Source organism: Bacillus timonensis, assembly GCF_000285535.1.
In the GTDB taxonomy this organism is placed as follows: Bacteria; Bacillota; Bacilli; order Bacillales; family Bacillaceae_L; genus Ferdinandcohnia; species Ferdinandcohnia timonensis.
Genome location: NZ_HE610985.1, coordinates 1039807 through 1063013, shown reverse-complemented (window position 1 = coordinate 1063013; position 23207 = coordinate 1039807). Strand labels below are relative to the sequence as shown.

The window sequence follows — 23207 nt, the reverse complement described above, 5'->3', positions numbered from 1 at the left end:
AAAAATGTGGTAAATATGTTACCCTAAAGAAGGGGTGAAGATATGAGTAAAAGTAGGCGAAATCTCCTCATTGCAATCATTTTTAGTCTTGTAATTGTAATTTATGGGGGTGTTAGAATACTAGAAATAAGGGATAACCACAAATTAAATATACAGATAGCAGAGGCTTGTATGGAGAATGGTGGAACGGTTGTGTTTAAAGAAAAACATATCTTTAGTCTACATGAGGTTAATTGTGAGTAAATATGAATATCCTGAATTAGGGGTTGTTGAATCTATGGAGATAGAGACGATTACAGAAGAACGATTTTTAGATTCCATACGTTTATCAGAATATGCATTTCAATATAAAGTGCCCGAAGAACGGTTGGAAGCAAACATAAGCAATATGAAAAAGCATCAAATTTATGGAATCTATGAAAATAATATGTTAGCTGCTAAGCTTCATCTTATTCCACTTACTACATATATAGGAAAGCAAACTTTTAAAATGGGTGGAATTGCAGGTGTCGCGACATATCCGGAATACCGAAGGAAGGGCTATGTGAAGGAATTGCTGACAAATGTTCTTGAAACAATGAAGGCAAGAGGCTTTACAGTTTCAATGCTGCATCCGTTTGATGTTTCGTTTTATCGGAAGTATGGTTGGGAGTTATTTAGCAATCGCTTAAAAACGGTTCATCATCGTGCTGATTTAGTTATGCTTGAACCAGCTAATGGCTACGTAAAACGGTTTCTCGTTGCAAATGTTCAATTGAATGAATTAAACCAAGTTTATGAACAGTACGCATCACAGTTCGCAGGGATGGTTGTTCGTGGAGATGAGTGGTGGAAAAGCGTAATCGAGGACCTTACGATTGCAATTTATTACGATGCTGCACATAAACCAACCGGATATATTTTGTATGAAACAAAGGAAAACAAAATGTCAGTTGAAGAATTTGTTCCGGTTAATGTTGAAGCACGTCGAGGGTTATGGAACTTTATATGTCAACACGATTCAATGATATCGGAACTCGTAATGACAACCTATGAAAAAGAACCGTTATTTTTCGCCTTGAAGAAACAAAAAACAGTAAAACGTGAGGTTTTACCATATTTTATGGTGCGAATTGTAGATGTTGAGTCATTTTTACAAAAATATCAATTTGCAGGAAACGAAACAGTGAGGCTCCAGGTCAAAGACCCATTTGCGCCTTGGAATGAAAAAACTTTTCTCGTAAACAACGGGGAGGTTAGCATTACTGATGTTTCTGATGGTGGATTAAATCTTTCTATCACTGCCTTATCAACGGCTCTCTTTGGGCACCAACGTCCGACCGAATTGTTTGCTGCTGGCATGATTTCAGGTACTGACAGTGACATTGAAGCTTTTGAAAAAATAATCCCAAATCGTCCAGGGTATATGTACGACTTTTTTTAAGGAGGAAACGATCATGGATTTTTTAGAGTATACAAGAAAACTAGATAGGGAAGATCCGTTAGCAAAATTTCGAGAGGAATTTTATCTGCAGCCAAACACGATTTATATGGACGGGAACTCGCTAGGTCTTTTGTCAAAAAGGGCAGAGCGGACATTGCTTCACACATTGGAGGATTGGAAGGAGTTTGGCATTGACGGTTGGACACAAGGAAGGCAGCCGTGGTTTTATATGTCTGAAAAGGCAAGTGAACAGCTTGCTCCACTTGTTGGTGCGTCACCTGAGGAAGTGATAGTAACAGGCTCAACGACTGTGAATTTACATCAGGTAGTAGCGACTTTTTATCATCCAAAAGGGAAACGTACCAAAATTGTCGCAGATGAATTGAATTTTCCATCAGATATTTATGCTCTGCAAAGCCAACTCCGTATCCACGGGTTTAATCCAGAAGAACATCTTGTTCGGGTTAAAAGTCATGATGGTCGATATTTAGCTGAGGACGACATCGTTGAGGCAATGACTGACGAAGTAGCGTTAGTCATTTTACCATCGATTTTGTATCGCAGTGGTCAAATTTTGGATATGAAGTATGTAACAGCCGAAGCACATAAACGAGGTATTTTAATCGGATTTGATGGATGTCATTCAGTTGGCTCAATCCCTCATTCTTTTTCTGAATGGGATGTGGACTTTGCTTTTTGGTGTAATTATAAGCATCTAAACGGAGGTCCTGGAGCTGTTGCTGGGTTATATGTGAATCGTAAACATTTTGGAGTGTTACCTGGCCTGGCTGGATGGTTTGGATCAGATAAACAAAAGCAATTTGATATGGAGCATACATTTATGTCTGCCGGAAATGCAGGAGCCTTTCAAATCGGGACGCCACATGTGCTAAGCTTGGCTCCTTTAATTGGCTCACTTGAAATGTTTGCAGAGGCCGGGATTGATACGATTCGTAGCAAGTCTTTATCGATGACGAATTTATTCATACAACTAATCGATACTGAACTAGCAGGAATGGGATTTACGATTGGTACGCCACGTGAAGAGGCTGTTAGAGGTGGGCATGTCGGACTTGAGCATAAAGAGGCAGCACGAATTTGCAAAGCATTAAAAGAAAATGGAGTGATTCCAGACTTCCGTGCTCCAAATATGATTCGACTTGCACCGGTAGCGCTCTATAATTCCTTCGAAGACGTATGGAATGTTGTTCAAATGTTAAAAACGATAATGGAAGAAAAGCAATACGAAAAATATAAAAATGAACGTGACGTAGTGGCCTGAGGTATACCTGATTTGGTATACCTTTTTTCAAGAGAAGGAGGAATACATGTGGCAATCGTACCCTCTTCAAAGTTCGATACATATAAGGATAAAATATTATCCTTGCCAATCGACTATGAAGAAGATGATATAAAAAGCGAGACGTTTTTATTAGAAAAAGATGAGAAAAAACACCTAGAAATTTACTATGCACCATTTGAATATGTGAATGAAGCTGCAAAGGTTATGATTGTAGGTATTACCCCGGGGATGCACCAAATGAAACGATCCTTTTCAACAATTCTAGACCCGAAAAATAAGTATCTATCAGATGAAGAACTTCTTCATCAGGTCAAGAACAACTCAAGCTTTGAAGGCCCAATGAGGAAAAATCTGATTCGAATGTTGGACGAGCTTGGTTTACACTCCTATTTAGAAATCAATTCGACAAGTAAGCTATTTACATCAGCAAGCCACCTTGTCCAAACAGCTTCAGTGATTAGGTATCCCGTCTTTTATAAGGGAAAAAACTATAGTGGTTCTACACCAAATATGGTAAGAAATGAGCTATTAAAGAAACATATAATGGAAAGTTTTACGAAGGAAGTTGAGATTCTTCAAAATCCTTTCATCATTCCGTTAGGGGTAAATGTAACAGCAGTGTTAGACGAACTTGCAGAAAATGATTATGTATCACCTGATTCTATCCTTTATGGATTTCCACATACATCAGGTGGAAATGGCCACCGACACCGACAATTTGCCGAGAACAAAGAGCAAATGAAGAAAAAATTAGCGGGTTATTTTAGATAATAAAACTGCACCTGGGTGGTGGGTGCAGTTTTTTGTTAATCATCAATTTTAATCGCTATTTTTCCGAATTGTTCAGCTTCATCAATGCGTTGCAACGCTTTTCTAGCTTCAGTAAGAGGAAACACTTTATCAAGTACAGGCTTAATTTTATGTTCATTCACAAACTGAAGCATTTCATTGAACTCTTCTGTACTAGCCATAGTGGAGCCTAGCAATGTATACTGGCCATAGAAAAATTCACGAAGATTAAAGTCAACAGTATCACCTGCAGATGCACCGAAAGTCACCATTTTTCCACCTTTTCGCAACTGACCAAGGGATTTATGGAAGGTTGCTGCTCCAACTGTTTCGACCACAATATCAACTGTTTCACCATTTAACGACTCATTCCAGTCGCAATGGCTATCAATCGCAACATCTGCACCTAATTCAAGAGCGTGGTTTCGTTTTATTTCAGAACGCGAAGTTACGATAACCCTTGCTCCAACAGCTTTCGCAAAAAGTAAAAGGAATGTAACAGCGCCACTACCGATTCCTGGTAAAAGGATAGTATCGGTTGGTTTTACTTGCGCTCGAGTGAATAATGCGCGATATGCAGTCATGGCCGCAAGTGACAATACACCAGCTTCATCCCAAGACAAATGGGCTGGCTTTGGTCCGACATTGTTTGCTGAAATCGTGATTTTTTCAGCAAAGGTTCCATGGTCAGGCAAGCCAAGAATCTCGTGGCCTTCAGGTGGTGCATCACTCTTTTCGTTCCAACCTAATGATGGATTAATAATAACTTCATCACCAACCTTAACGCCGTTAACACCTGGACCAACAGCCTCAACAATCCCAGCTCCGTCAGAACCAATCACTAGTGGGGGATCTGTATCTTTATGTCTATGTAAAACAAATAAATCGCGGTGATTAAGGCCTGCACTTTTTAGATTGACCTTTACTTCTCCTTGTTTTGGTTCAATTTCTTCGATATCTGAATAGGATGTACCTTCAATTCCTGGTATTTTGTGATGTACAAACGCTTTCATATTTTCCCCTCCTCAATTGTTGAAACGATAGTTCTATTTTAATAGAAATCTACTGAAAGTTTCAATAAGTTGGTTTGGACATTAATCCAGTACGTGGAGAAGTCACTCTCGTGCATTGAAGCAACTAAGGGTGTCATACCATCAAAAAAGCAACCTTCAAAATTTTCCTTCATACGGATTCTCATCCCTAAAAAACTAGCCTATACTAATATAAACACTTATCGGAAAGGGTTTGTAAACATGCAAAAAAGAGTACGAGAATATGGAATTCAAATCGGAACATTACCAACAGGACCTTTAAATAAAATTACAGATGTGAAAGGAGTCAAAGTTGGCCATTCTACGATAGCAAACGGTGATATTCAAACAGGGGTGACAGCGATTATCCCGCATGACGAAAATATTTTTAACAATAAAGTGATTGCTGCCTCATATGCTATGAATGGGTTCGGAAAGACGATGGGGACTCTGCAAATTGATGAACTAGGCACCATTGAAACGCCGATTCTACTGACAAACACATTGAGCGCGGGCGAAGTCGCGAATCACCTCATTAGTTACAGTTTAACTCAAAATAAAGAAATCGGGGATACAACTGGGACTGTAAACCCTGTCGTTGGTGAGTGTAATGATATGTTTTTAAATAACATCCGTAAACAGTCCGTAACCAAAAAACATGTCCGAGAAGCCTTAGAAACCGCCAATATCGATTTTGAAGAGGGTGGTGTTGGTGCCGGAACTGGAATGAAGTGCTTTGGGCTAAAAGGGGGGATAGGCTCATCTTCAAGGATTCTTACATACCCGCATGGGACGTACACAATCGGTGTATTAGTGCTATCCAATTTTGGGGAAATTGATCAGTTTCGGCTAAATGGAATTTATGTGGGTCCAATCATAAAAGCTAAGCTTCCGAAAAAAAGCGAAACTGGTGATAAAGGTTCGATTATGATTATTATCGCTACTGATTTACCTGTCACCTCACGCCAATTGAAGCGAATTATAAAGCGTTCTTCAGTGGGGCTAAGCAGAACTGGTTCATTTATCGGAAACGGAAGTGGTGATATTTTTATTGGATTTTCAACTGCAACAAGAATAAGTCACGAAAACAAGGCTAATTTGCTTACCTTTAATGTAGTCCACGAAGATGATCTAGATCAAGCCTTCCTAGCAACAGCAGATGCAACAGAGGAAGCCATTTTACAGTCGTTAGTTACAGCAAAAACGACAACAGGCCGTAATGGTAACACACTCTATTCATTAGTTGAATTTATCGATGAACTATTATCGAAATGAGGGGGAAACTACGTGAATAAACCGATTATAGGTATTACCTCACATGTTGAATTGGATTATAAACATACATTGTCAAATGATTATATTCAGGCTGTCATTCAGGCAGGAGGAATTCCGGTTGTTTTACCAATTGGGATTGATAATGATGTTTCACAGCTTGCTAGAAAACTAGATGGACTCCTTTTAACAGGAGGAGGAGATATTGACCCGACTTTATTTGGTGAGGAACCACATCCGAAACTTGGTACAATTTCACCTGGAAGGGATTCTTTTGAGCCCGCGATGATTAGAGAGATGCTCGAAGCAGATAAACCAATTTTGGCGATTTGCCGTGGCATTCAAATCCTAAATATTGCGCTTGGCGGGGATATGTATCAGGATATATATGATCAACACGAAACCAAACTCCTTCAACATTCTCAGAAGGCTACAAGATATCATCTTGCTCATATTGTAAAAGCAACTGAAGGTAGTTTACTAGCCGCAATTGCCGGAACTACTGAATTTAAGGTGAACACGTATCATCATCAGGCTGTTCGCCATGTGCCATACCCACTTGAAGTGTCCGGCGTTGCTTCAGATGGAATCATTGAGGCAATCGAAAGTACGGGACACTCGTTTGTGCTAGGCGTTCAATGGCACCCCGAGGGTTTGGCAGTCAATGGAGATGAGATTGCAAAGCGTATTTTTTCTAGATTTGTAGAAAGTTGTTAAGAGGAAAAGGAGTTAAATCCTTAAGCAGGCTTTAACTCCTTTTCCTTATCTCCAATACTCTAAATACTCATAGTTATCGGTGGGTACTTTTTTAATCACTTCGTTTGCTTCATTGCGGTAAACCTCATATTCTCGGTAGGTTTCGACCTTATTTCCATTCACAATCTCCGTATCAACGAGTACCATTTCCAACACAGGTACTACCTCTTGATCAGGATTTTTTGCTTCCGGGTTTGCTGTTACTTCCTCATCAGAAGACATGCCTGACACGGAAATTGCATTTTTGTATTCAAAAACATCATCAGCTTCAATAACACCTGTCACAAATATGATAAAAAGTATGCAAATCGCTGCCAAAAATTTATTCAACGGTACCAAACTCCTTTGTCCCATATCTACTATTAATCTATATGCAATCTGAAAAAAGATTAGGACAACTAATACTCACGAGTCATATAGATGTTCTGTGAAAATGGGTGAACCACGAGAACCGTCCCTGTGGTTCAGCGAATACGGGCCTTTCGAAATCCATCAGCTACATTGGTTGCTGCGGAAATGATGAAGATGATAATGACAATAGCGATTATTCTAATTTTGAAGGTGTCAGGATTCATGGTAAATAAGTCTTCGGTCATATAGGTGATGAATTCAAGGTTCATGATTTTGGGTTGTGAGAATATGACGATGAAAACAGCTGTTCCAATTACTTCAACAGCCATATTACAGATTGCCATGGCTTTCGTCCATTGCCCCTTAATCAGTTTATACAATGATAGAGCGATTTCTATACCAATGACGAAAAGAACGAATGGCCAAAACTGTAGCAATATTTCTTGGTTTAGGGCTGGAGTCACAAATTCAAGACCATTTTTACCACTTTCGTATACACCTAGTAATTGATTCGCATAAAAGTAAAGGGTAGCCCAGATAGCGGTCCACATTAAACCTCCAAATACTTCAAACTTAGAAATCGCCTTTTTCTTAGGGATATGAGTGATGTTTTTCAAATCATCTGGAGTCCATTTTTGAAGACTAGTGGTGAGCGGCTGGTCGTCTTTTCCTTTATCCACTCTTTCAATAATGGCAAACACAACTGTAAACCAAAAGAAAGTTTGAATGGAGACCTCAATAATTCTCCAAATTCCAATACCGATAAGATCTAAAACCACATTTAGGATGGCTTCTTCACCCTGATAACCAATAAAATATTCAGCTAGCATTGAAATAAACGAAACAACAGCAGCAATTGGTAAAATCATTTTTAATAAATTAACATAGACATCAAAATATCGTGGGCCAATCAAGTACATTGGTCGATCTAGATAATTACTTGCCAATTTTGCTGGACTCCCTAACTTCTGGAGTACTGTTTTTGCGTCTTCTTCATTGTAGTCATCAGGCAACATATCCTCAATGGTAGACCGTAGTTCAAGTGCTATATCGTCACGCATTTTCTCAGGTAGTCTTCGAGTAACTTCCTGAATATAGACATCAATCAGATTCATAATCTTCCTCTCCCTCTAATAAGCTGTATAGCTCTTTCGATTTTTGAATCCATTCTTTTTTTAACTGTAAAAAAATCTCAAGCCCGTAATCACTTAGAACATAGTACTTACGTGGTCTACTTTCAGATGTATCCCAACTGCTTGTTACCAGCTCCTGTTTTTCCAGGCGGCGAAGCAAGGGATATAAGGTACTTTGGTCGATTGCAATACCTGAACCCTCTAATAATTGTACAAGTGAATATCCATATTGAGGGGTTCGTAATTGACTTAAAACCGCTAATGTCAATGTTCCTCTTCTAAGTTCGGTCATTAATGAGTTTAATAAGTTACTCATTCACCCACCTCATTTTTTTATATACTATATGTCATACAGTATTTAATTTATACTATGTATCGTACACTATTATTGTTCCGAAAGCAATTACCCATTTTAAATAATGACAGATTTCAATCGTATGATATAATGAAGACAAGTAAATATGAGTAGGGGAGCTCACACATGTGGGCTGAGAGTAAGCGAAATGTAGCTTTGACCCTTTACCTGATTTGGATAATGCCAACGTAGGGAATGAATGTAAGTATGTGTATTCATGCGGTATATCTAATTTAGGTATACCGCTTTTTATTTTGGATAGGAGGATGAAGGATGTTTGAAGAGATTTTGGCAAATGTTAGGCAAAACACACCGCTTGTACATAATATTACAAACTATGTGACGGTAAATGATGTAGCAAATATCGTCCTTGCTTGTGGAGGTTCACCAATTATGGCGGATGATCCAAAAGAAGTGGCAGATATTACACGCATTTGTAACGCCCTTGTCATCAATATTGGAACATTAAACGAGCGTACGATTGAATCCATGATTTTAGCAGGAAAAGCTGCAAATAAAATAGGGAACCCGGTTATTTTAGACCCAGTTGGGGCGGGGGCATCAAGTCTACGAACCAGTACGGTTTATCGTCTTTTAGATGAAGTTCAGTTCTCGGTAATCCGAGGGAATCTATCCGAAATAAAAACTGTTCATGCTGGCAGTGGGAATACCAAAGGTGTGGATGCAGCCGCAGAAGATGTCATCAATGAAGGAAATGTTGATGAGATGGTTAAATTTGCGAAAATGGTAAGTAAGCAAACACGTGCTATTATCGCAATTACGGGTGCAATTGATATCGTGGCAAATAAGGATGAAGCCTATGTAATCAGAAATGGCCATCCAATGATGTCAAAAATCACAGGAACAGGTTGCATGCTTACATCAGTTGTAGCTGCTTTTTGTGGGGCGAATCCTCAGGAAATTTTAAAAAGCACGGCTGCTGCAGTGAGCGCGATGGGGTATTGCGGTGAATTGGCTTATCAAAAAATAGAGGAATTAAACGGTGGAACTTCATCATTTCGAATGTATTTGATTGATTCAATGAGCAAGCTAGACTATACACAACTACAAGGTGGGATGAACATTGAAAGTCGATAAAAAGGATATGCTTTTATACGCTGTTACGGATCGTGCCTGGACAGGCAATCAAACTTTAATTGAACAAGTGGAACAAGCACTAAAGGGTGGAATTACATTCCTACAACTGAGAGAAAAAAAGCTTGGGTATGATGACTTTTTACAAGAAGCAATCGAACTAAAGATGTTAACTACTTTCTATCAAGTTCCCTATGTGATTAACGACAATGTCGAAATTGCACTTGCATGTGATGCAGATGGCGTGCATGTTGGGCAAGAGGATATGCCGGTTGAAAAAGTCCGCGAGTTGATTGGACCTGATAAAATTCTTGGGGTGTCAGCTCAAAATGTGGAGCAAGCGATTGCTGCAGAAAAAGCAGGAGCTGATTATCTTGGTATTGGTTCTGTATTTCCAACGAGCACGAAGCAGGATGCAAAACCGATGACATTCGAAACCGTTCAGGAAATTTGTAGAAGCGTTTCAATTCCGATTGTGGCAATTGGTGGAATAAAAAAGAAAATATTATAGAGTTAGCTGGAAGTGGAGTTGACGGAGTTGCTGTCGTATCAGCGATTTTCGCACAGTCTGATATCATGGCAGCCTCAAAAGAATTACGACAGCTTGCAACGGAGATGGTAAGGAGTGATAGGTCATGAAAAAAGTATTGACAATTGCTGGCTCTGATTGTAGTGGAGGAGCGGGAATACAAGCAGATATTAAGACAATCACTGCCCATAAAATGTATGCAATGAGTGCAATCACGGCTCTTACTGCTCAAAATACAACTGGAGTGTTTGGGGTTCTTGATTCTACTCCCGAATTTGTAGGTAAGCAGTTGGATAGCATCATGACTGATATTTTTCCGGATAGTGTAAAAATAGGGATGGTGTCCTCACCTGAAATTATTCATAAAATCGTTGAGAAACTAGAAGAATATCAGCCTTCTAACATTGTTGTAGATCCGGTTATGATTTCAACAAGCGGTAGTAGACTTTTGAGTGAGACGGCGATGGATGCTTTGATAACGAGATTAATACCACTTGCTACCATTATTACTCCTAATATTCATGAGGCTGAGGCACTTTGTGAGATGGAGATTCATACGAAAAAAGACATGAAAGTGGCTGCCAAAAAATTATCAGATACGTATAAGGGTGCAATTTTAATCAAAGGAGGTCATTTAGAGGATACGGCGGATGATCTGTTATACAGTGATGGGGAGTTTACATGGTTCCCAGGTGCGCGTATCAATAATCCGAATACTCATGGTACAGGCTGCACACTTTCATCAGCAATCGCTTGTAATTTAGCAGAAGGGCTCGATATTAAATCTAGTATACAAGAAGCAAAACGATATATTACGGGAGCGTTAGAAGCGGACCTTGACCTTGGGAAGGGAAGCGGACCACTCAATCATTGTTATGCCTTAGAAATCAAATGAAAAAAAAACAGTGGATTTCAATGGAAATTCACTGTTTTTTTACATCGGATATTATCGAATCTATTAAAGTTTTAACACTTTGATTCTTAGCTAACCTTGGACTTTGTCCAGACCAAAGGGACATGAAGTCTTTATTTTTTTGAGAACTTGAAGCTTTTCGAATATCCTGAGTTAGTGTGTTTTGAATCGGGAAGTCTGGCAGATTTTTTTCGTGTACCTGCATGTTTAAAATAAAGGGGTTGATTAGTCCTCGTGCCCACTTTCCAGAAAATGAACGGGTTATTATCGTTTCATCCTCAGAAGCATTCAGGATAGCGTCTTTATGTACTTGATTTGCTCCACTTTCAAAGCAGGTTAAAAAGGCCGTACCCATCTGAACAGCCTGTGCACCTAAGCAAATAGAGGCCATTAATCCTCTAGCGTCCATGATTCCACCAGCAGCTATTATCGGAATTCTTATATTGTCAGCAACCTGTGGGATTAGTGACATTAGGCCAACAGGACTTTCGTGGCTCGTATTTATAAAGCTTCCCCGGTGTCCCCCAGCTTCGCTCCCTTGAACCACTACAATGTCCATACCAGATTTTTCAACTTCTAATGCTTCTTGAACAGTTGTGGCTGTTCCGATAAGGGTGATACAGTGTTGTTTTAATTCCGTTATTACTTCATTGGAAGGAAGCCCAAATGTAAAGGAACAGATAGGGATTTTCTCTTCAATAACAACTTTGATTTGATTCGTATATTTTTCAAGAGCATGGTGAAATGTAGGAATTTCAACATCACTTTTTGGAGGTATATTCAATTTTTCACGAATCGGATTAAGCAATTGATTAGCAGATTGAACCTCATCTTCTCTAGCATTAAATTCGGTCGGCACAAATAGATTGATTCCAAAAGACTTTTGGGTTAGTTGCTTAATCTCTCTGATTTGTTCTCGTAATTGGATAGGAGTCATATAGCCTGCTCCAATCATTCCTAAACCTCCAGAATTTGAAACAGCAGCAACTAAGTCTGATGTTGTAACACCACCAGCCATCGGAGCTTGAATAATTGGGTGTTCAATCTTTAACATTTCGGTAACTTTATTATTAAACAAAACTAGCACCTCCTAATGAAAAGAAAGTGGAGGAATCCCCACTTTTATCCTATAGTTTTGTAGCTTTTAACACAACCGCTTCCCCTTGGAAGGCAATGACTTTATTATTTTCGATTAGAATCCTAAACTTTTGTTTAACTTTATCGGAGGAGTTTACCATATACTCATTTAATTCAGACTTCTCCTGAGCAGACACATGCATGCGGTCACACCAACTTTCAAAATCGAATGTCTTATCAAAACGATAGAGTTCTTGGATTTCAAATCCTTCATCTTCTAGCATTTGGAACCATTCTGTCTTTGTCCAAGCACGGAAATGGCTATAATCTCTTTTCTTCTCGACTGTGTTATAAAACTCGTCGAATTCTTTGTTCTCTGGTGCAACATTATCATCTAACAAGAACTGTCCGCCAGTTTTTAAAACTCGGGATACTTCACTTACGAAGCTTTTAATGTTTGGAAAATGATGAGGAGCAATGCGACACGAAACGATATCGAATAATTTATCTGAGAATGGAAGATTCTCAGCATCACCTTCAACAAATTCTATGTTCTCGTGGCCATTTCCTTTAATAAATTTTTCCGCAACCGCTAACATTTCTGGAGTTAAATCCAATGCTGTAACTTTTCCTACACGAGGAGCAAGTGCGTTTGCAGTATGACCGCCACCTGTAGCTATGTCAAGAGCTATCTCTGTTCCTGTGGCGTCTGCCATTGCAATCAATGTTTGTAAATCTCCACCTTTTCTGTGTCCTTCACTGGTTACATAGGAATCAGCACTACGACCAAACTGCTTTTTAACGTCTGATTTGATGTCCATTTTAAATCCTCCGTTTTCGATAGTTTACTTTTATCATATAGTAATATTTAGTATAAGAAAATTATGAATAAATTATAAAATGATATAAGGAAAGGTTATAACAAGCAAAACAAGAATATTTTCCCATACCCCTAATATATTTAATTGAATACTTCTGAGGGGGTCAGCAAGTGGATGAAGGGAAAAAGATTTTTGTTGGGAATTACAAAGGGGGAGTCGGCAAGACAACGAGCATTTATCAAATCGCCCTGCACCTGGCAGATGCACGAAAAAAGGTGCTTTTAATTGATTTAGATCCACAGTGTTCATTGAGTGAAATTTGTCTTACGAGAATGGATAGAAATCTTGAACAGCTTGAAGACAATGAAAGTCTCAATTATGTCTACGATTTGTGGGAACAATTGAAACAATACCCATATTTAACCTATACCATTGATACTACAAGTTTAATCAAACAAACTCCAGAACATATCCACTTTATACCTTCTAATATTTTTTATCCAAATGGTGGGCTCGATCAAATTGCATCAAGATTAAGAGATAATTTCGAAGACTTGACTGTGCTCCAACAATTTTTCCAAAGAACGGAACTTGAAAGTAAATATGATTATATATTATTTGATTGTCCGCCAAGCAATAATGTGATTACGCAAGGCGCATTTCTTCTTTCAGACTATTATTTAATTCCATCTATTATTCAAACGATAAGCATTCGTGGGGTCGTTCATTATATTAAAACAGTTGAAAAAACCTACAAGACGATTTGTAAGGAACATGAAAAAGCGCAGCTTGCTACATTATTATTTGGCCCTAAACCAAAGTTAATCGGTATTTTTGAAACCTTAAAAAAGGCAAATGTCAATAATGTTGAGGCTGTTAAAAATCTAAAATCAGATTTAAAAGACGCCGGAATTCAATCAATCTTATCAGATTTGGAACAAGGTAATTATTTTTTCAAGACGGTCATTAAACATATTGAAGGGATTGCACGTGATACAGCTGATGGTAAAAAACGTTCGGAATATGCAGACTTAACAGATGAAATTTTATTTTGTATCGAACCAAATATCTTTAATAGTCTTTTATAAGTGGAGGAAGAAATAGATGAGTAAAGTAACCTATCAAAATGTTGCAAGTTATTTAGAAAAATTGAAAACAATCTATGAAACACTTGGACTACCAAAAAAAGAAATAAAAGAAATTGAAAAGGTAATTGAGATTTTTCAAAGTTATGGTGATGTCTTGGTTGAGGAAATGGGGATAAAAACTAGTACAGAAAAACGTTCAAGCAAAAGAGCAAAGCCCTCGTTTTCAAATCTTGTTGATTCTTTATTTCTGGGAAACTACAGTGAGTTGGAAGGAACAAAATTAAATTATACCAAACTGACAACAGTGGAGAAAATCATTGGCTATATTGAAGATGCCTCGAAAACAAAGGTGATGAAGGATGCTTCCGCATTAGATTTAAAGCTTCTATATTGCTTACTTACCGAGGATAAGCAAGAAATAAAAGGGACGAAAAACGAGATTTATGAAGCGATAAAACGGAATATTCGTGCGAAAAAACGAGGAAAAGCGTTTTTAGAATTTGCATAAAAAAGACCCCACGTTTAGGTGTTGGGGTCGTCTATGGAGAGGACGGAAGGAAATTGGAAGGTGAATTCTGTTCCATCTCCAACTGTACTTGTAACCCGAATTGTACCATTCATTGCTTTTACAATACTATAGACAACCATCATGCCAAGACCAGTGCCTTTTGGTCCTTTTGTGGAGTAATAGGGCTCTCCAAGCCGTTCAATCTGCTCTTTCGTCATACCCATACCTGTGTCCCTTATGATAATGCTTACATTAGAACGTTCAAAACCTGTTTCAACATATAATCTCCCACCGCCAGGCATGGCCTCAATTGCATTTTTCATAACGTTAATAAAGCATTGGTGAAACTTCTGTCGGTCACCTTCAATGGAGCCAATCAATGCAAAATTTGTTATGACTTCGACAGAATTTTGATTCGCAGTTGGCCTCAATATCGAAATAACCTGCTGCAATTCGCGTTTGATTTGAAGGATCTCGACCGTTTCTAATGCAGGCTTTGAGAATGTTAGATAATCTCGAATGACTTGTTCGGCGGAACTCAGTTCTTCTTTAATGATTGTTAAATACTCTTTTTGTTTATGTCGAGGTAGATTGTTAGACATCAACAATTGGACAAATCCCATTGCAGCTGTTAATGGATTCCTTATTTCATGCGAAATTGCCGCACCCATTTGTTCAACCGCATGAAGCTTCTCGGATTTTACTATCGTTTGACGCATTTGGATATTATTTCGAACAAATTCAGTCAAATACGAAATGATTCCTAAACCAGTCGCTGGAATGGTAAGATATGCAAACCAAGCATCAAAAGTATTGATAGGTGGGTTTGAAATCTGCAGGGCAACCGCTGTAAAGAATGATAAGATAAAGGTCACAAGTACTGATATGTATATACGCTTATTCGAGATCTGTTTCCAAAACCAAGGATATAGTTTCCACAAAAGTAGAGCAAGTGGAAGATACAGGACGAATGTCGCATAAAAACCAAAGTTGATACCGTAAAATCCCCTTATTATGATAACAGTCAGACATAATATTGGACCAATCCCAAGATAAAGACCTCCTATTAAGACCGGTATAAGACGAAGGTCAAAATAATGAGTAGGGGTGGGTTGATATGAGAATAAAAAGGTAACCAAAATAAGCAAAACTAGTCCTATGTATGCTTCCCATTTTGAAACGGTGAGATTTCGTTTTCGTTCGAACCAAATTAAACCGATAAATGAAAGAATGATTAATAATGACAGATTAAATAAAATGTGCTGTGTAATTTCCATATTTCACCTTCGATGATTTAGTAGTGATGTTTTTAAATATATCAAATAGTTCGACAATATATGATTCTATTATAATACAGATAAAACTACTTTGCTTATTTTAAGTGAAAATTTTGGAAAAAAACTGCAAAATCCAAAATAAATTGGTACTTATTTCCTATTTTATCATGAGTTCCACTAATAAACTATCTCTTTTTGTCGAGAAAAAGTACTAGAACAGAAAATATCGCACATAGACATAAGTGCGTCCAATAGCACGAAAAACCTGCTCAGAAATTACTGAGCAGGTTTTTATTTAGATCAACTGATGTTCCTTTACATAACGATTGTGAGGGTGGTCTTTGCATTCTTGACTACATGATCTATAATGCTCATGCTCACAATCCTCACAAAGTAACAAATGCTTATTACACTCGGGATTTCCGCATTTTACATAGCGTTCCTCTGGTTTTCCACAGTGATAACATTTTCCAACGACTGTTTCCTCACCAGTTCGGTTAACTGGTACAGAAATTCGTTCGTCAAATACATAGCATTTTCCGTCCCAAAATGCTCCTTTGGCCTCAGGATCGTATCCGTATGTGATAATGCCGCCTTCAAGCTGAGAAACATCCTGGAACCCTTCTTTCACAAGGAAACCTGAGAATTTTTCACAACGAATGCCACCAGTACAATAAGTTAGGATTTTCTTATCTTTATACTCACTTAAGTTTTCCTCAACCCATTTTGGTAGTTCACGGAAGGTTTCGATATCTGGTCGAATCGCCCCTCTAAAATGGCCAAGATCGTATTCGTACGTATTACGGGCGTCAAGAATAATGACATCCTCACTCTTCATTGTTTCAAAAAATTCTTTCGGAGTTAAATGCTTCCCAGTAATTTGATTCGGATTTAAGTCCTCATCTAGACTTAAATTGACAATCTCTGGCTTCACCTTTACTTTTAGCTTTTTAAAAGCATGTCCTTCGTTTTTCTCAATTTTGAATACCATGTCCGAAAAACGTGTGTCACTTCGCATGAACTCCATATATTTTTCCGTTTGCACAACAGTACCTGAAACTGTACCATTGATACCCTCAGACGCGACAAGAATTCTACCTTTCAACCCAAGGGAAGAACATAATTCAAAATGCGCAGCTCTAAAAGCTTCTGGGTCATCAATTTCAATATATTTGTAATAAAGTAAAACTTGAAATTCCAATTTATTCACCTATTTCATTAATGCTTTTTTCTCTAAGTATAATATCAAAAATAGAGGTTTGTGTTAAAGTACTTTTTATTTCCTGATAGCTTTTTTCATCTGATTGCTCAAGATGGACAAGAACATCAATCAAGATTTTCACGTTTTATTAAGCTGATTTTTTGATAGGTATCGAAACAAAATCTTTTAAAAGGAGAATCTGGCAAATGATCAAACAACTCAACTGCTTTTTTCGCTGCCAATAAAGCTTTATCGATTTTGCCAAGTTCAACCAGACATTGCGCTCGATACGTTTCCTTTAAATAAAATTGTGATAAGTCAAAAGGATGGTGATGGTAGGAAGGAATCACCACTTTTTCATAATAACCATTGGCTTCCTCGTATCGCTTTAATCCTTGTAGAGCTTTTCCTTTTTCAAGATAAAACCATTCCCTTAATTGTTGTTGATTAAAGTCAGGGTCAGCTAAAAACTGATCAACCTTCGAAAGGGCTTTTTGATAATCATGTTTCACAGTATTTAGTGATTCAATTTGAAAAAGCTTTGCAGTGATTTTTGACATTAGGTCATCTGAAAACTCCGCATACTGATTCAATTTAGTTAAGTAATAATCATATTGTTCCCATTCCTCGGCCATCATCGAATAAGCAGCAGCAAGCCGATATAAATCGTCAATACGATAAAATGTTTTATTTTTTTGCGAAAAAGATATAGCATTCTCCATGACAAGCTTTGCAGCCTCGATGTCGCCGACTGCAAAGTACATAATCGCTTCATTATAATCAAGGTCTAATCTTGAAATGGGATCGATATATACATATTTTTTCTCAATTTCTTTTCGTTCCTGTAAGATTGTTTCCAATGCTTTTTCATAATCATGGTCCATAAAATAAGAGAGGCAGCGAAAAGAAGCAATACTCACTCTTTTTGTTGTGATATTCATTTGGTCGTACAAATTAGCTGCTTTATCAAGGTGATGTTTCCAGTCACCTTTCTTTTCAAAGTAAAGACTGTATCCATAAAACTCCAGCAATCTTGCAGCTTCGTAGCCCTGATTTAATTGGGAAACATATGGGTCAATAAGAGTAAACAATTTATTGTATTTTTTAGGGTGTTCATCAGAGTCCAGCGTAAATAATTTTTCGGCTTCATCCAATACTTCTCTTATTTCATCGAAATTTATTTCATTTAAAAGCTGGGACATGTCAATTTCAAGTCTCTCTGCAATATAGGTTAAGCTCTCCATTGAGGGATTTGCTTTATTATTTTCAATAAGGCTGAGCATGCCTTTTGTTAGTTTTGTTCCTGCGAGCTCTTCTAGTGTTAATTTCTTTTGTTTGCGTAATTTACGTATGCGTTCACCAAGCATGTGAAATAGGCACTCTCCTATTTTTGTTATTTTGTTTAATTATATTAAACTTTTTGTTGAAAAGAAAGTTTAATGGTGTTATGATTTGTTTAATTAAATTAAACTTTTCCGTTATTGGAGGAATTTACATGAATGAACAACAAAAGCTTAAAAAAGCAACTTACCATTTATTTACGTTTACAATTAGTAAAATTATTTCCTCATTCGGCGCACAAGTTTACGCATTTGCAATTAGCTTTTATATACTTCAACTAACAGGATCTGCAACAAGCTTTGCAACAAATCTGATTTGTAATCTATTGCCGAGAGCCCTTGTAGCACCACTTGCCGGATATGCAGCTGATAAATACTCACGTAAAAAAATCGTCATCATATCACAGCTTGTGACGACGCTTGCAATTATCGGGCTATTAGTTGTGAGCATGACGTATGGATTGTCTCTCATTGCGATTTACACAACAACAGTTGTACTTTCCATCGCCACTTCCTTTACCGGTGTAACCTTTACGTCATCTGTAACAGGGTTGGTTGATGAAAATCGTATTCAAAGAGCGATGTCTCTTAATCAAATTTCAATGTCGTTTGCAGCCATTGGAAGTCCAGCAGTTGGTGGGCTATTATATGGGACGGTGTCGATGGAAGTGTTTCTAGCAATGTATATCGTAGCTTCTGTCATTGCTGTACTCCTTGAATCAACCATGAATTTCAACCTCTTTTCAAAACGAAAGGCAGCAGAAGAACAGGGACAATCAGAAACAATGTGGCAAAGTATGAAAGCAGGTATAAACTATTTAAAAACAAAACATGTTCTTATGACAATGATTTGGATTTCATTAATCATTAATTTCCTATTTGGTTCATTTGAGGTTGGTTACTCCTTCATTTTAATTGAAAAATTAAAGCTTGCTTCACAGCATTTTGGATTCACACAGGGAGCTTTCGCGGTAGGAATGCTATTATTCTCGATTTATTTTTCGATTCGAAAAGAAGTGAAGTTTCCATTCCTTGTATCAAAACGCGGAATCATAGGGTTAGGGGTAATTCTAGGCTGTATGGCAGTTCCGTTAATAATTTCCTTATCCTATTGGTCAGTGTTTACGTATTACTTTATAGCCATGTTTATATTTGGCTCCATGATTATTGTTGTAAATACTCCAATTCAAGTAATGATGCAAAAAATGATTGATGATGATTTCAAGGGAAGAGTGTTCTCAATTTTAGAATCAATGGCAGTCGCCTTGATGCCACTTGGGATGATTATATTCGGATATTTGTACGATGTCCTACCAGGTCAATACATTCTGATTACTTCGGCTGTAGTTTTAATCGGAGTAGTGTTAGTCTTAGCTAGGCCAAGTGTTGTCCGAAAAGCACACCCAGAATTAAACGAGAAAAAGTCTGTTGTGGAAAAAGCAAGCACGGCTTTATAAAAATGGGTAGGGCCTTTCTCACTCGGGAAAGGCTTTTGTGTGAACACAATGTGACAATATGTCATTTCTGGTTGATTTGTGACAACGTGTCATGTAAAATTTAAATAGTGAGGTGACACAATGTTATGTTAGAAGTTGAATCAAAAAATGAGCTAAACAAACTAAAATTACGAAAGCTTGCAAAAAGACTGCAACAACTAGGTGTCAACGCTTCAATCATCAAGAAACCACTAATTTCACATTAAGGAGACGTATGATGTCTGTAGGAACTAGAATGGATCAGATAAAAGATATGAAGGTGGAACTTATTCGTTTTATGATGTCTTATAAGTTTGCGCTAGAAGAAATGATGACTAAAATTAATATCTTAAAGCAGGAGTTCCACTATATACACGACTATAACCCAATTGAACATGTATCATCGAGATTAAAGTCACCTGAAAGTATCTTAAATAAAGTCAACCGCAAAGGATATGATTTTTCAATTGGATCAATCAAAAAAAATGTCCGTGATATTGCGGGTATTCGCATCGTTTGTTCATACATTTCCGATATTTATAAAATCAGTGAAATGTTACAACAACAAAAAGATGTGACACTAATTGAATGTAAGGATTATATTAAAAATCCAAAGCCAAATGGATATCAAAGCTTGCATTTAATCCTACAAATTCCAATCTTTATGTCGGACCGTGAAGATCATGTTTTTGTTGAAATTCAGATTCGAACGATTGCTATGGATTTCTGGGCGAGTTTGGAGCACAAAATTTACTATAAATACAATAAAGAGATTCCTCAGCATATGAAGGACGAATTAAAAGAAGCAGCCGTAACAGCATCCCAATTAGATAAAAAAATGGAAAGTCTTCAGACCGAAATGAACAAACTGAAAGAATCAGCAAAAGCGGAAAATCTCTATAGAAATGAGGAACCATTCCGTCTTCCAGCCGAGTTATTATCGTTTGTCAAACAGTAGGTGAAAGGGGGGCATGTGGAAATGCCAAAGCTTACATTTTTTAATTTACCTGAGGATAAAAAACAAACACTAATTAAAGCAGCCAAAAAGGAATTTTCCAGTGTCCCATTATTTGACGCCTCGATTTCAAATATTATAAAATCTGCAGGAATTTCACGTGGAAGTTTTTATCAGTATTTCGAAGACAAAGAGGATGCTTTTTTCTTTTTATTGGGTGAATTTGCCAAAGAAAAAAATGCAGCGTTTCTATCCATGCTTGAAAAGTATGAGGGTGATTTGTTTAGAACATTTATTGACTTTTTTGAGCTGTTTTTAAATGAAGATGAGAACATGACTTTTGTAAAAAATGCATTGCTAAATATGACTCATAAAATTGAACGGACATTTGACAGAATGACAAGTGAGCATGAGATGAATGAAAATTTTATAGTGTTTTGCTCGCGGATCGATAACAGTAAATTGAATGTCTCTGATGAGGAGGAATTGTTTCACGCACTACAAATCGTTACTTCGGTCATGCTTCGTAATTTAATTCAAGCATTTGCCTATGACATGCCACGCGATGTTGCATTGAAAAACTTAAAAATAGAAATGGAACTTTTGAAAAAAGGACTTGTCCGGTAGGAGACACACTGTGTTATCCGCCGGACTTTTTTTCGACCCTATTTTCAAAAGAAATAAAGTATAATAGAATCCATCAACAATGAATGGATGGGTGATTGTGCGGAAACTTTACTTATATAGTTTATTATTGTTTGTAATGATTGCGTGGGGGTTAAATATCGTTGCCATAAAAATTTTGGTTCAAAACTTTCCACCTCTTACCATTACCGGTTTACGAATTCTTGCAGCAGGGCTTGTGATCTTTGTTTTTTTGTATATGAAAAAGGATCTTCAAAAAATGAATCTGCATGAGTTCGGGTACGTTTCATTAAGTGCGTTAACGGGAATCTTGGGCCACCAAGCGCTACTTTCCATCGGCTTGGTTAACACAAGCGCCACAAATGGGGCATCCATCTTAGCTTTAATACCGCTAGTAACCAATATTTTAGCCGTACTTTTTCTAAAAGCGAAAATGACGATTTTAAAAATTTGTGGCGTGTTATTTGGGATGGTTGGCATTTACTTTATTTTGGTCCTAGGCGGGGGCTCGTTTACGAAACTTTCAAGCGGTGACTTTTTTGTGTTTTTGTCAGTAATCGCACAAGCGTTAAGCTTCATATTTATCCGTAAAGCTTCTTATACCCTTAACACGAAAACAATCACTTGTTACGCGCTGTTAATGGGGGCAGGTTTTTTGGTTGTGTTAAGCTTTGCGATAGAGGGGCAAGCAATCGGTACATTCGGAGCAGTTCCTCCCTACATTTGGCTGATTTTCGCCGCATCTGCCATTATTTCAACTGGAATCGGGAACCTGTGCTATAATTTTGCGATTTCGCAACTTGGAGCTGGTGAAACGGCGATTTTCCTAAACCTATCTCCATTCTTTTCATTAGTGGGATCAGTATTGTTTTTAAATGAAGCATTCAAATTTATTCAGTTAGTTGGCTTCATTTTAATTGTCATTGGAGTTTTACTAGGTACAGAACTATTTGTACGAAAACCTCGGGTCGATAAGCAAGTCGAGGTTTCGGTGTCGAAATAGAAAAGTAAAGTACGTTAAAATCGAAGAATAAACCTAATCATAAGGAGTGGAGTACATATGGATTTAAATTTAAATGGAAAAACAGCCATTGTTGTGGCGTCGAGTCAGGGCCTCGGAAAAGCAATTGCGACTCAGCTTGTAAAAGAAGGTACTAATGTTATGCTCGCAAGCCGAAGTGAAGACAAATTAAAAGCAGTTCAAACAGAACTTGAGGCAGAGGGCAAGGGGAGAGTCTCTTACCAGCAAACGGACATTACCAAAAAAGAAGATATTGAGGCTTTAATCAAGCATACAGTCGAAACGTTTGGAACCGTTGATATTCTCGTTAACAATGCGGGGGGCCCTCCCGCGGGTACATTTAATCAGCTAGATGATGAAGCGTGGCAGGATGCATTTGAATTAAATCTATTAAGTTATATTCGAATGATTCGTGGTGTTTTACCATATATGCAAAAAAACGGTGGAAAAATCATCAATATTGCTTCTTCCTCAATCAAAGTGCCGATTCCTGGATTAATCTTATCTAATACATTTCGTCTAGGCATTGTCGGTTTATCGAAAACATTAGCCGACGAATTGGCACCACATAACATCCTAATAAACACAGTTGCACCTGGTCGGATTGCTACAGATCGGGTGACACACTTGGATAACGTAAATGCAGACAAACTTGGTAAGCCGATTAAAGAAATTGAAGAAATGTTTAAGGAAACAATCCCGTTAAAACGCTATGGCACACCTGAAGAATTCGCAAATTTTGTTACATTTTTAGTATCAGACGCAAATACCTATATGACTGGGCAAGCCTATTTGGTGGATGGTGGTATGGTAAAGGCAATTTAAAAAGGAAGCCTGTTTCTCAAAAGG

General features: G+C 37.7%; 25 protein-coding genes and 1 riboswitch. Of the genes, 16 read left to right on the top strand and 9 right to left on the bottom strand.

Translation table 11 applies throughout. The annotated features are described in order from the left end of the window. Nucleotides 1-42 precede the first annotated feature (42 nt). From BTHG_RS05565 to BTHG_RS05550, 4 genes are read left to right on the top strand one after another with little or no spacing between them, the layout of a single operon-like run. Nucleotides 43-243, top strand: a complete 201-nt coding sequence (locus BTHG_RS05565; protein ID WP_010283195.1) for a hypothetical protein — start codon at nt 43-45, stop codon at nt 241-243. Between the two features lie 34 nt (nt 244-277). Next, nucleotides 278-1423: a GNAT family N-acetyltransferase gene (locus BTHG_RS05560; protein ID WP_026021707.1), complete on the top strand. Its 1146-nt coding sequence runs from the start codon at nt 278-280 to the stop codon at nt 1421-1423. A gap of 13 nt (nt 1424-1436) precedes the next feature. Beyond that, nucleotides 1437-2705, top strand: a complete 1269-nt coding sequence (gene kynU, locus BTHG_RS05555) for a kynureninase (RefSeq protein ID WP_010283193.1) — start codon at nt 1437-1439, stop codon at nt 2703-2705. A 48-nt stretch (nt 2706-2753) separates the two neighbouring features. After that, nucleotides 2754-3497, top strand: a complete 744-nt coding sequence (locus BTHG_RS05550) for a hypothetical protein (protein ID WP_010283192.1) — start codon at nt 2754-2756, stop codon at nt 3495-3497. A 35-nt stretch (nt 3498-3532) separates the two neighbouring features. Here the strand turns inward: BTHG_RS05550 and BTHG_RS05545 are convergent, their stop codons facing one another. After that, nucleotides 3533-4528: a zinc-binding dehydrogenase gene (locus tag BTHG_RS05545; protein ID WP_010283191.1), complete on the bottom strand. Its 996-nt coding sequence runs from the start codon at nt 4526-4528 to the stop codon at nt 3533-3535. 240 nt (nt 4529-4768) lie between these two features. Here BTHG_RS05545 and BTHG_RS05540 point away from each other — a divergent pair, with 240 nt between their 5' ends. Both BTHG_RS05540 and BTHG_RS05535 read left to right on the top strand, forming a co-directional pair. After that, the gene (locus tag BTHG_RS05540; RefSeq protein WP_010283190.1) at nt 4769-5821 is read left to right on the top strand and encodes a DmpA family aminopeptidase; all 1053 of its coding nucleotides are present in this window, start codon (nt 4769-4771) and stop codon (nt 5819-5821) included. Nucleotides 5822-5833: 12 nt separating this feature from the next. Then, the gene (locus BTHG_RS05535) at nt 5834-6535 is read left to right on the top strand and encodes a gamma-glutamyl-gamma-aminobutyrate hydrolase family protein (protein ID WP_010283189.1); all 702 of its coding nucleotides are present in this window, start codon (nt 5834-5836) and stop codon (nt 6533-6535) included. 45 nt (nt 6536-6580) lie between these two features. On the opposite strand, the gene BTHG_RS05530 is transcribed toward BTHG_RS05535, so the two are convergent. The 3 genes from BTHG_RS05530 to BTHG_RS05520 form a co-directional block, all read right to left on the bottom strand. After that, nucleotides 6581-6904, bottom strand: coding sequence for a hypothetical protein (locus tag BTHG_RS05530; protein ID WP_010283188.1), 324 nt, complete (start codon nt 6902-6904; stop codon nt 6581-6583). A gap of 134 nt (nt 6905-7038) precedes the next feature. Next, complete coding sequence (locus tag BTHG_RS05525; protein ID WP_010283187.1) at nt 7039-8040, bottom strand: HAAS signaling domain-containing protein; 1002 nt, start codon at nt 8038-8040, stop codon at nt 7039-7041. Continuing rightward, complete coding sequence (locus tag BTHG_RS05520; protein WP_010283186.1) at nt 8027-8374, bottom strand: PadR family transcriptional regulator; 348 nt, start codon at nt 8372-8374, stop codon at nt 8027-8029. Before BTHG_RS05520 ends, BTHG_RS05525 begins: the two co-directional genes overlap by 14 nt. Nucleotides 8375-8515: 141 nt before the next feature. Further along, nucleotides 8516-8625, top strand: a riboswitch (TPP riboswitch). A 61-nt stretch (nt 8626-8686) separates the two neighbouring features. Between BTHG_RS05520 and thiM the strand changes: the two genes are divergently transcribed. The 3 genes from thiM to thiD all read left to right on the top strand — a co-directional run bounded on the left by thiM (nt 8687) and on the right by thiD (nt 10932). Next, a complete protein-coding gene (thiM, locus tag BTHG_RS05515; protein WP_010283185.1) occupies nt 8687-9511 on the top strand; it encodes a hydroxyethylthiazole kinase in 825 nt (274 codons plus the stop codon). Further along, on the top strand, nt 9498-10019 hold the full coding sequence (gene thiE, locus BTHG_RS24310; RefSeq protein ID WP_010283184.1) for a thiamine phosphate synthase: 522 nt from the start codon (nt 9498-9500) through the stop codon (nt 10017-10019). Before thiM ends, thiE begins: the two co-directional genes overlap by 14 nt. Before the next feature lie 124 nt (nt 10020-10143). Continuing rightward, complete coding sequence (gene thiD, locus BTHG_RS05505; RefSeq protein ID WP_010283183.1) at nt 10144-10932, top strand: bifunctional hydroxymethylpyrimidine kinase/phosphomethylpyrimidine kinase; 789 nt, start codon at nt 10144-10146, stop codon at nt 10930-10932. Between the two features lie 28 nt (nt 10933-10960). On the opposite strand, the gene BTHG_RS05500 is transcribed toward thiD, so the two are convergent. After that, complete coding sequence (locus BTHG_RS05500) at nt 10961-12028, bottom strand: NAD(P)H-dependent flavin oxidoreductase (RefSeq protein WP_010283182.1); 1068 nt, start codon at nt 12026-12028, stop codon at nt 10961-10963. Between the two features lie 49 nt (nt 12029-12077). Then, nucleotides 12078-12848: a class I SAM-dependent methyltransferase gene (locus tag BTHG_RS05495; RefSeq protein WP_010283181.1), complete on the bottom strand. Its 771-nt coding sequence runs from the start codon at nt 12846-12848 to the stop codon at nt 12078-12080. 170 nt (nt 12849-13018) lie between these two features. On the opposite strand from BTHG_RS05495, the gene BTHG_RS25695 reads away from it, so the two are divergent. After that, nucleotides 13019-13936, top strand: a complete 918-nt coding sequence (locus BTHG_RS25695; protein WP_010283180.1) for a ParA family protein — start codon at nt 13019-13021, stop codon at nt 13934-13936. Nucleotides 13937-13952: 16 nt separating this feature from the next. Further along, nucleotides 13953-14444, top strand: coding sequence for a hypothetical protein (locus BTHG_RS05485; protein WP_010283179.1), 492 nt, complete (start codon nt 13953-13955; stop codon nt 14442-14444). 14 nt (nt 14445-14458) lie between these two features. On the opposite strand, the gene BTHG_RS05480 is transcribed toward BTHG_RS05485, so the two are convergent. The 3 genes from BTHG_RS05480 to BTHG_RS05465 form a co-directional block, all read right to left on the bottom strand. After that, a complete protein-coding gene (locus BTHG_RS05480) occupies nt 14459-15721 on the bottom strand; it encodes a sensor histidine kinase (RefSeq protein WP_010283178.1) in 1263 nt (420 codons plus the stop codon). A gap of 295 nt (nt 15722-16016) precedes the next feature. Beyond that, nucleotides 16017-16922 (bottom strand): oxygen-dependent tRNA uridine(34) hydroxylase TrhO, encoded by a 906-nt coding sequence (trhO, locus tag BTHG_RS05475; RefSeq protein WP_010283177.1) that lies wholly within the window; start codon nt 16920-16922, stop codon nt 16017-16019. Nucleotides 16923-17047: 125 nt separating this feature from the next. Further along, the gene (locus BTHG_RS05465) at nt 17048-18289 is read right to left on the bottom strand and encodes a helix-turn-helix domain-containing protein (RefSeq protein WP_010283176.1); all 1242 of its coding nucleotides are present in this window, start codon (nt 18287-18289) and stop codon (nt 17048-17050) included. 128 nt (nt 18290-18417) lie between these two features. Between BTHG_RS05465 and BTHG_RS05460 the strand changes: the two genes are divergently transcribed. The 5 genes from BTHG_RS05460 to BTHG_RS05435 all read left to right on the top strand — a co-directional run bounded on the left by BTHG_RS05460 (nt 18418) and on the right by BTHG_RS05435 (nt 23183). Beyond that, nucleotides 18418-19719, top strand: coding sequence for an MFS transporter (locus BTHG_RS05460; RefSeq protein ID WP_010283175.1), 1302 nt, complete (start codon nt 18418-18420; stop codon nt 19717-19719). A gap of 256 nt (nt 19720-19975) precedes the next feature. Beyond that, on the top strand, nt 19976-20695 hold the full coding sequence (locus BTHG_RS05450) for a GTP pyrophosphokinase (RefSeq protein WP_010283174.1): 720 nt from the start codon (nt 19976-19978) through the stop codon (nt 20693-20695). A gap of 21 nt (nt 20696-20716) precedes the next feature. Next, the gene (locus tag BTHG_RS05445) at nt 20717-21319 is read left to right on the top strand and encodes a TetR/AcrR family transcriptional regulator (protein ID WP_010283173.1); all 603 of its coding nucleotides are present in this window, start codon (nt 20717-20719) and stop codon (nt 21317-21319) included. A gap of 97 nt (nt 21320-21416) precedes the next feature. Continuing rightward, complete coding sequence (locus BTHG_RS05440) at nt 21417-22340, top strand: DMT family transporter (protein ID WP_010283172.1); 924 nt, start codon at nt 21417-21419, stop codon at nt 22338-22340. A gap of 57 nt (nt 22341-22397) precedes the next feature. Continuing rightward, nucleotides 22398-23183 (top strand): SDR family oxidoreductase, encoded by a 786-nt coding sequence (locus BTHG_RS05435; protein WP_010283171.1) that lies wholly within the window; start codon nt 22398-22400, stop codon nt 23181-23183. Nucleotides 23184-23207 lie beyond the last annotated feature (24 nt).

What these genes read in the sequence shown, in the direction of transcription:
- BTHG_RS05565 (WP_010283195.1), top strand. Translation starts at nt 43, where the DNA reads ATGAGTAAAAGTAGGCGAAATCTCCTCATTGCAATCATTTTTAGTCTT.
- BTHG_RS05560 (WP_026021707.1), top strand. Translation starts at nt 278, where the DNA reads ATGGAGATAGAGACGATTACAGAAGAACGATTTTTAGATTCCATACGT.
- kynU (WP_010283193.1), top strand. Translation starts at nt 1,437, where the DNA reads ATGGATTTTTTAGAGTATACAAGAAAACTAGATAGGGAAGATCCGTTA.
- BTHG_RS05545 (WP_010283191.1), bottom strand. Translation starts at nt 4,528, where the DNA reads ATGAAAGCGTTTGTACATCACAAAATACCAGGAATTGAAGGTACATCC.
- BTHG_RS05540 (WP_010283190.1), top strand. Translation starts at nt 4,769, where the DNA reads ATGCAAAAAAGAGTACGAGAATATGGAATTCAAATCGGAACATTACCA.
- BTHG_RS05525 (WP_010283187.1), bottom strand. Translation starts at nt 8,040, where the DNA reads ATGAATCTGATTGATGTCTATATTCAGGAAGTTACTCGAAGACTACCT.
- BTHG_RS05520 (WP_010283186.1), bottom strand. Translation starts at nt 8,374, where the DNA reads ATGAGTAACTTATTAAACTCATTAATGACCGAACTTAGAAGAGGAACA.
- thiM (WP_010283185.1), top strand. Translation starts at nt 8,687, where the DNA reads ATGTTTGAAGAGATTTTGGCAAATGTTAGGCAAAACACACCGCTTGTA.
- thiD (WP_010283183.1), top strand. Translation starts at nt 10,144, where the DNA reads ATGAAAAAAGTATTGACAATTGCTGGCTCTGATTGTAGTGGAGGAGCG.
- BTHG_RS05495 (WP_010283181.1), bottom strand. Translation starts at nt 12,848, where the DNA reads ATGGACATCAAATCAGACGTTAAAAAGCAGTTTGGTCGTAGTGCTGAT.
- BTHG_RS05485 (WP_010283179.1), top strand. Translation starts at nt 13,953, where the DNA reads ATGAGTAAAGTAACCTATCAAAATGTTGCAAGTTATTTAGAAAAATTG.
- BTHG_RS05480 (WP_010283178.1), bottom strand. Translation starts at nt 15,721, where the DNA reads ATGGAAATTACACAGCACATTTTATTTAATCTGTCATTATTAATCATT.
- BTHG_RS05465 (WP_010283176.1), bottom strand. Translation starts at nt 18,289, where the DNA reads ATGCTTGGTGAACGCATACGTAAATTACGCAAACAAAAGAAATTAACA.
- BTHG_RS05460 (WP_010283175.1), top strand. Translation starts at nt 18,418, where the DNA reads ATGAATGAACAACAAAAGCTTAAAAAAGCAACTTACCATTTATTTACG.
- BTHG_RS05450 (WP_010283174.1), top strand. Translation starts at nt 19,976, where the DNA reads ATGTCTGTAGGAACTAGAATGGATCAGATAAAAGATATGAAGGTGGAA.
- BTHG_RS05445 (WP_010283173.1), top strand. Translation starts at nt 20,717, where the DNA reads ATGCCAAAGCTTACATTTTTTAATTTACCTGAGGATAAAAAACAAACA.
- BTHG_RS05435 (WP_010283171.1), top strand. Translation starts at nt 22,398, where the DNA reads ATGGATTTAAATTTAAATGGAAAAACAGCCATTGTTGTGGCGTCGAGT.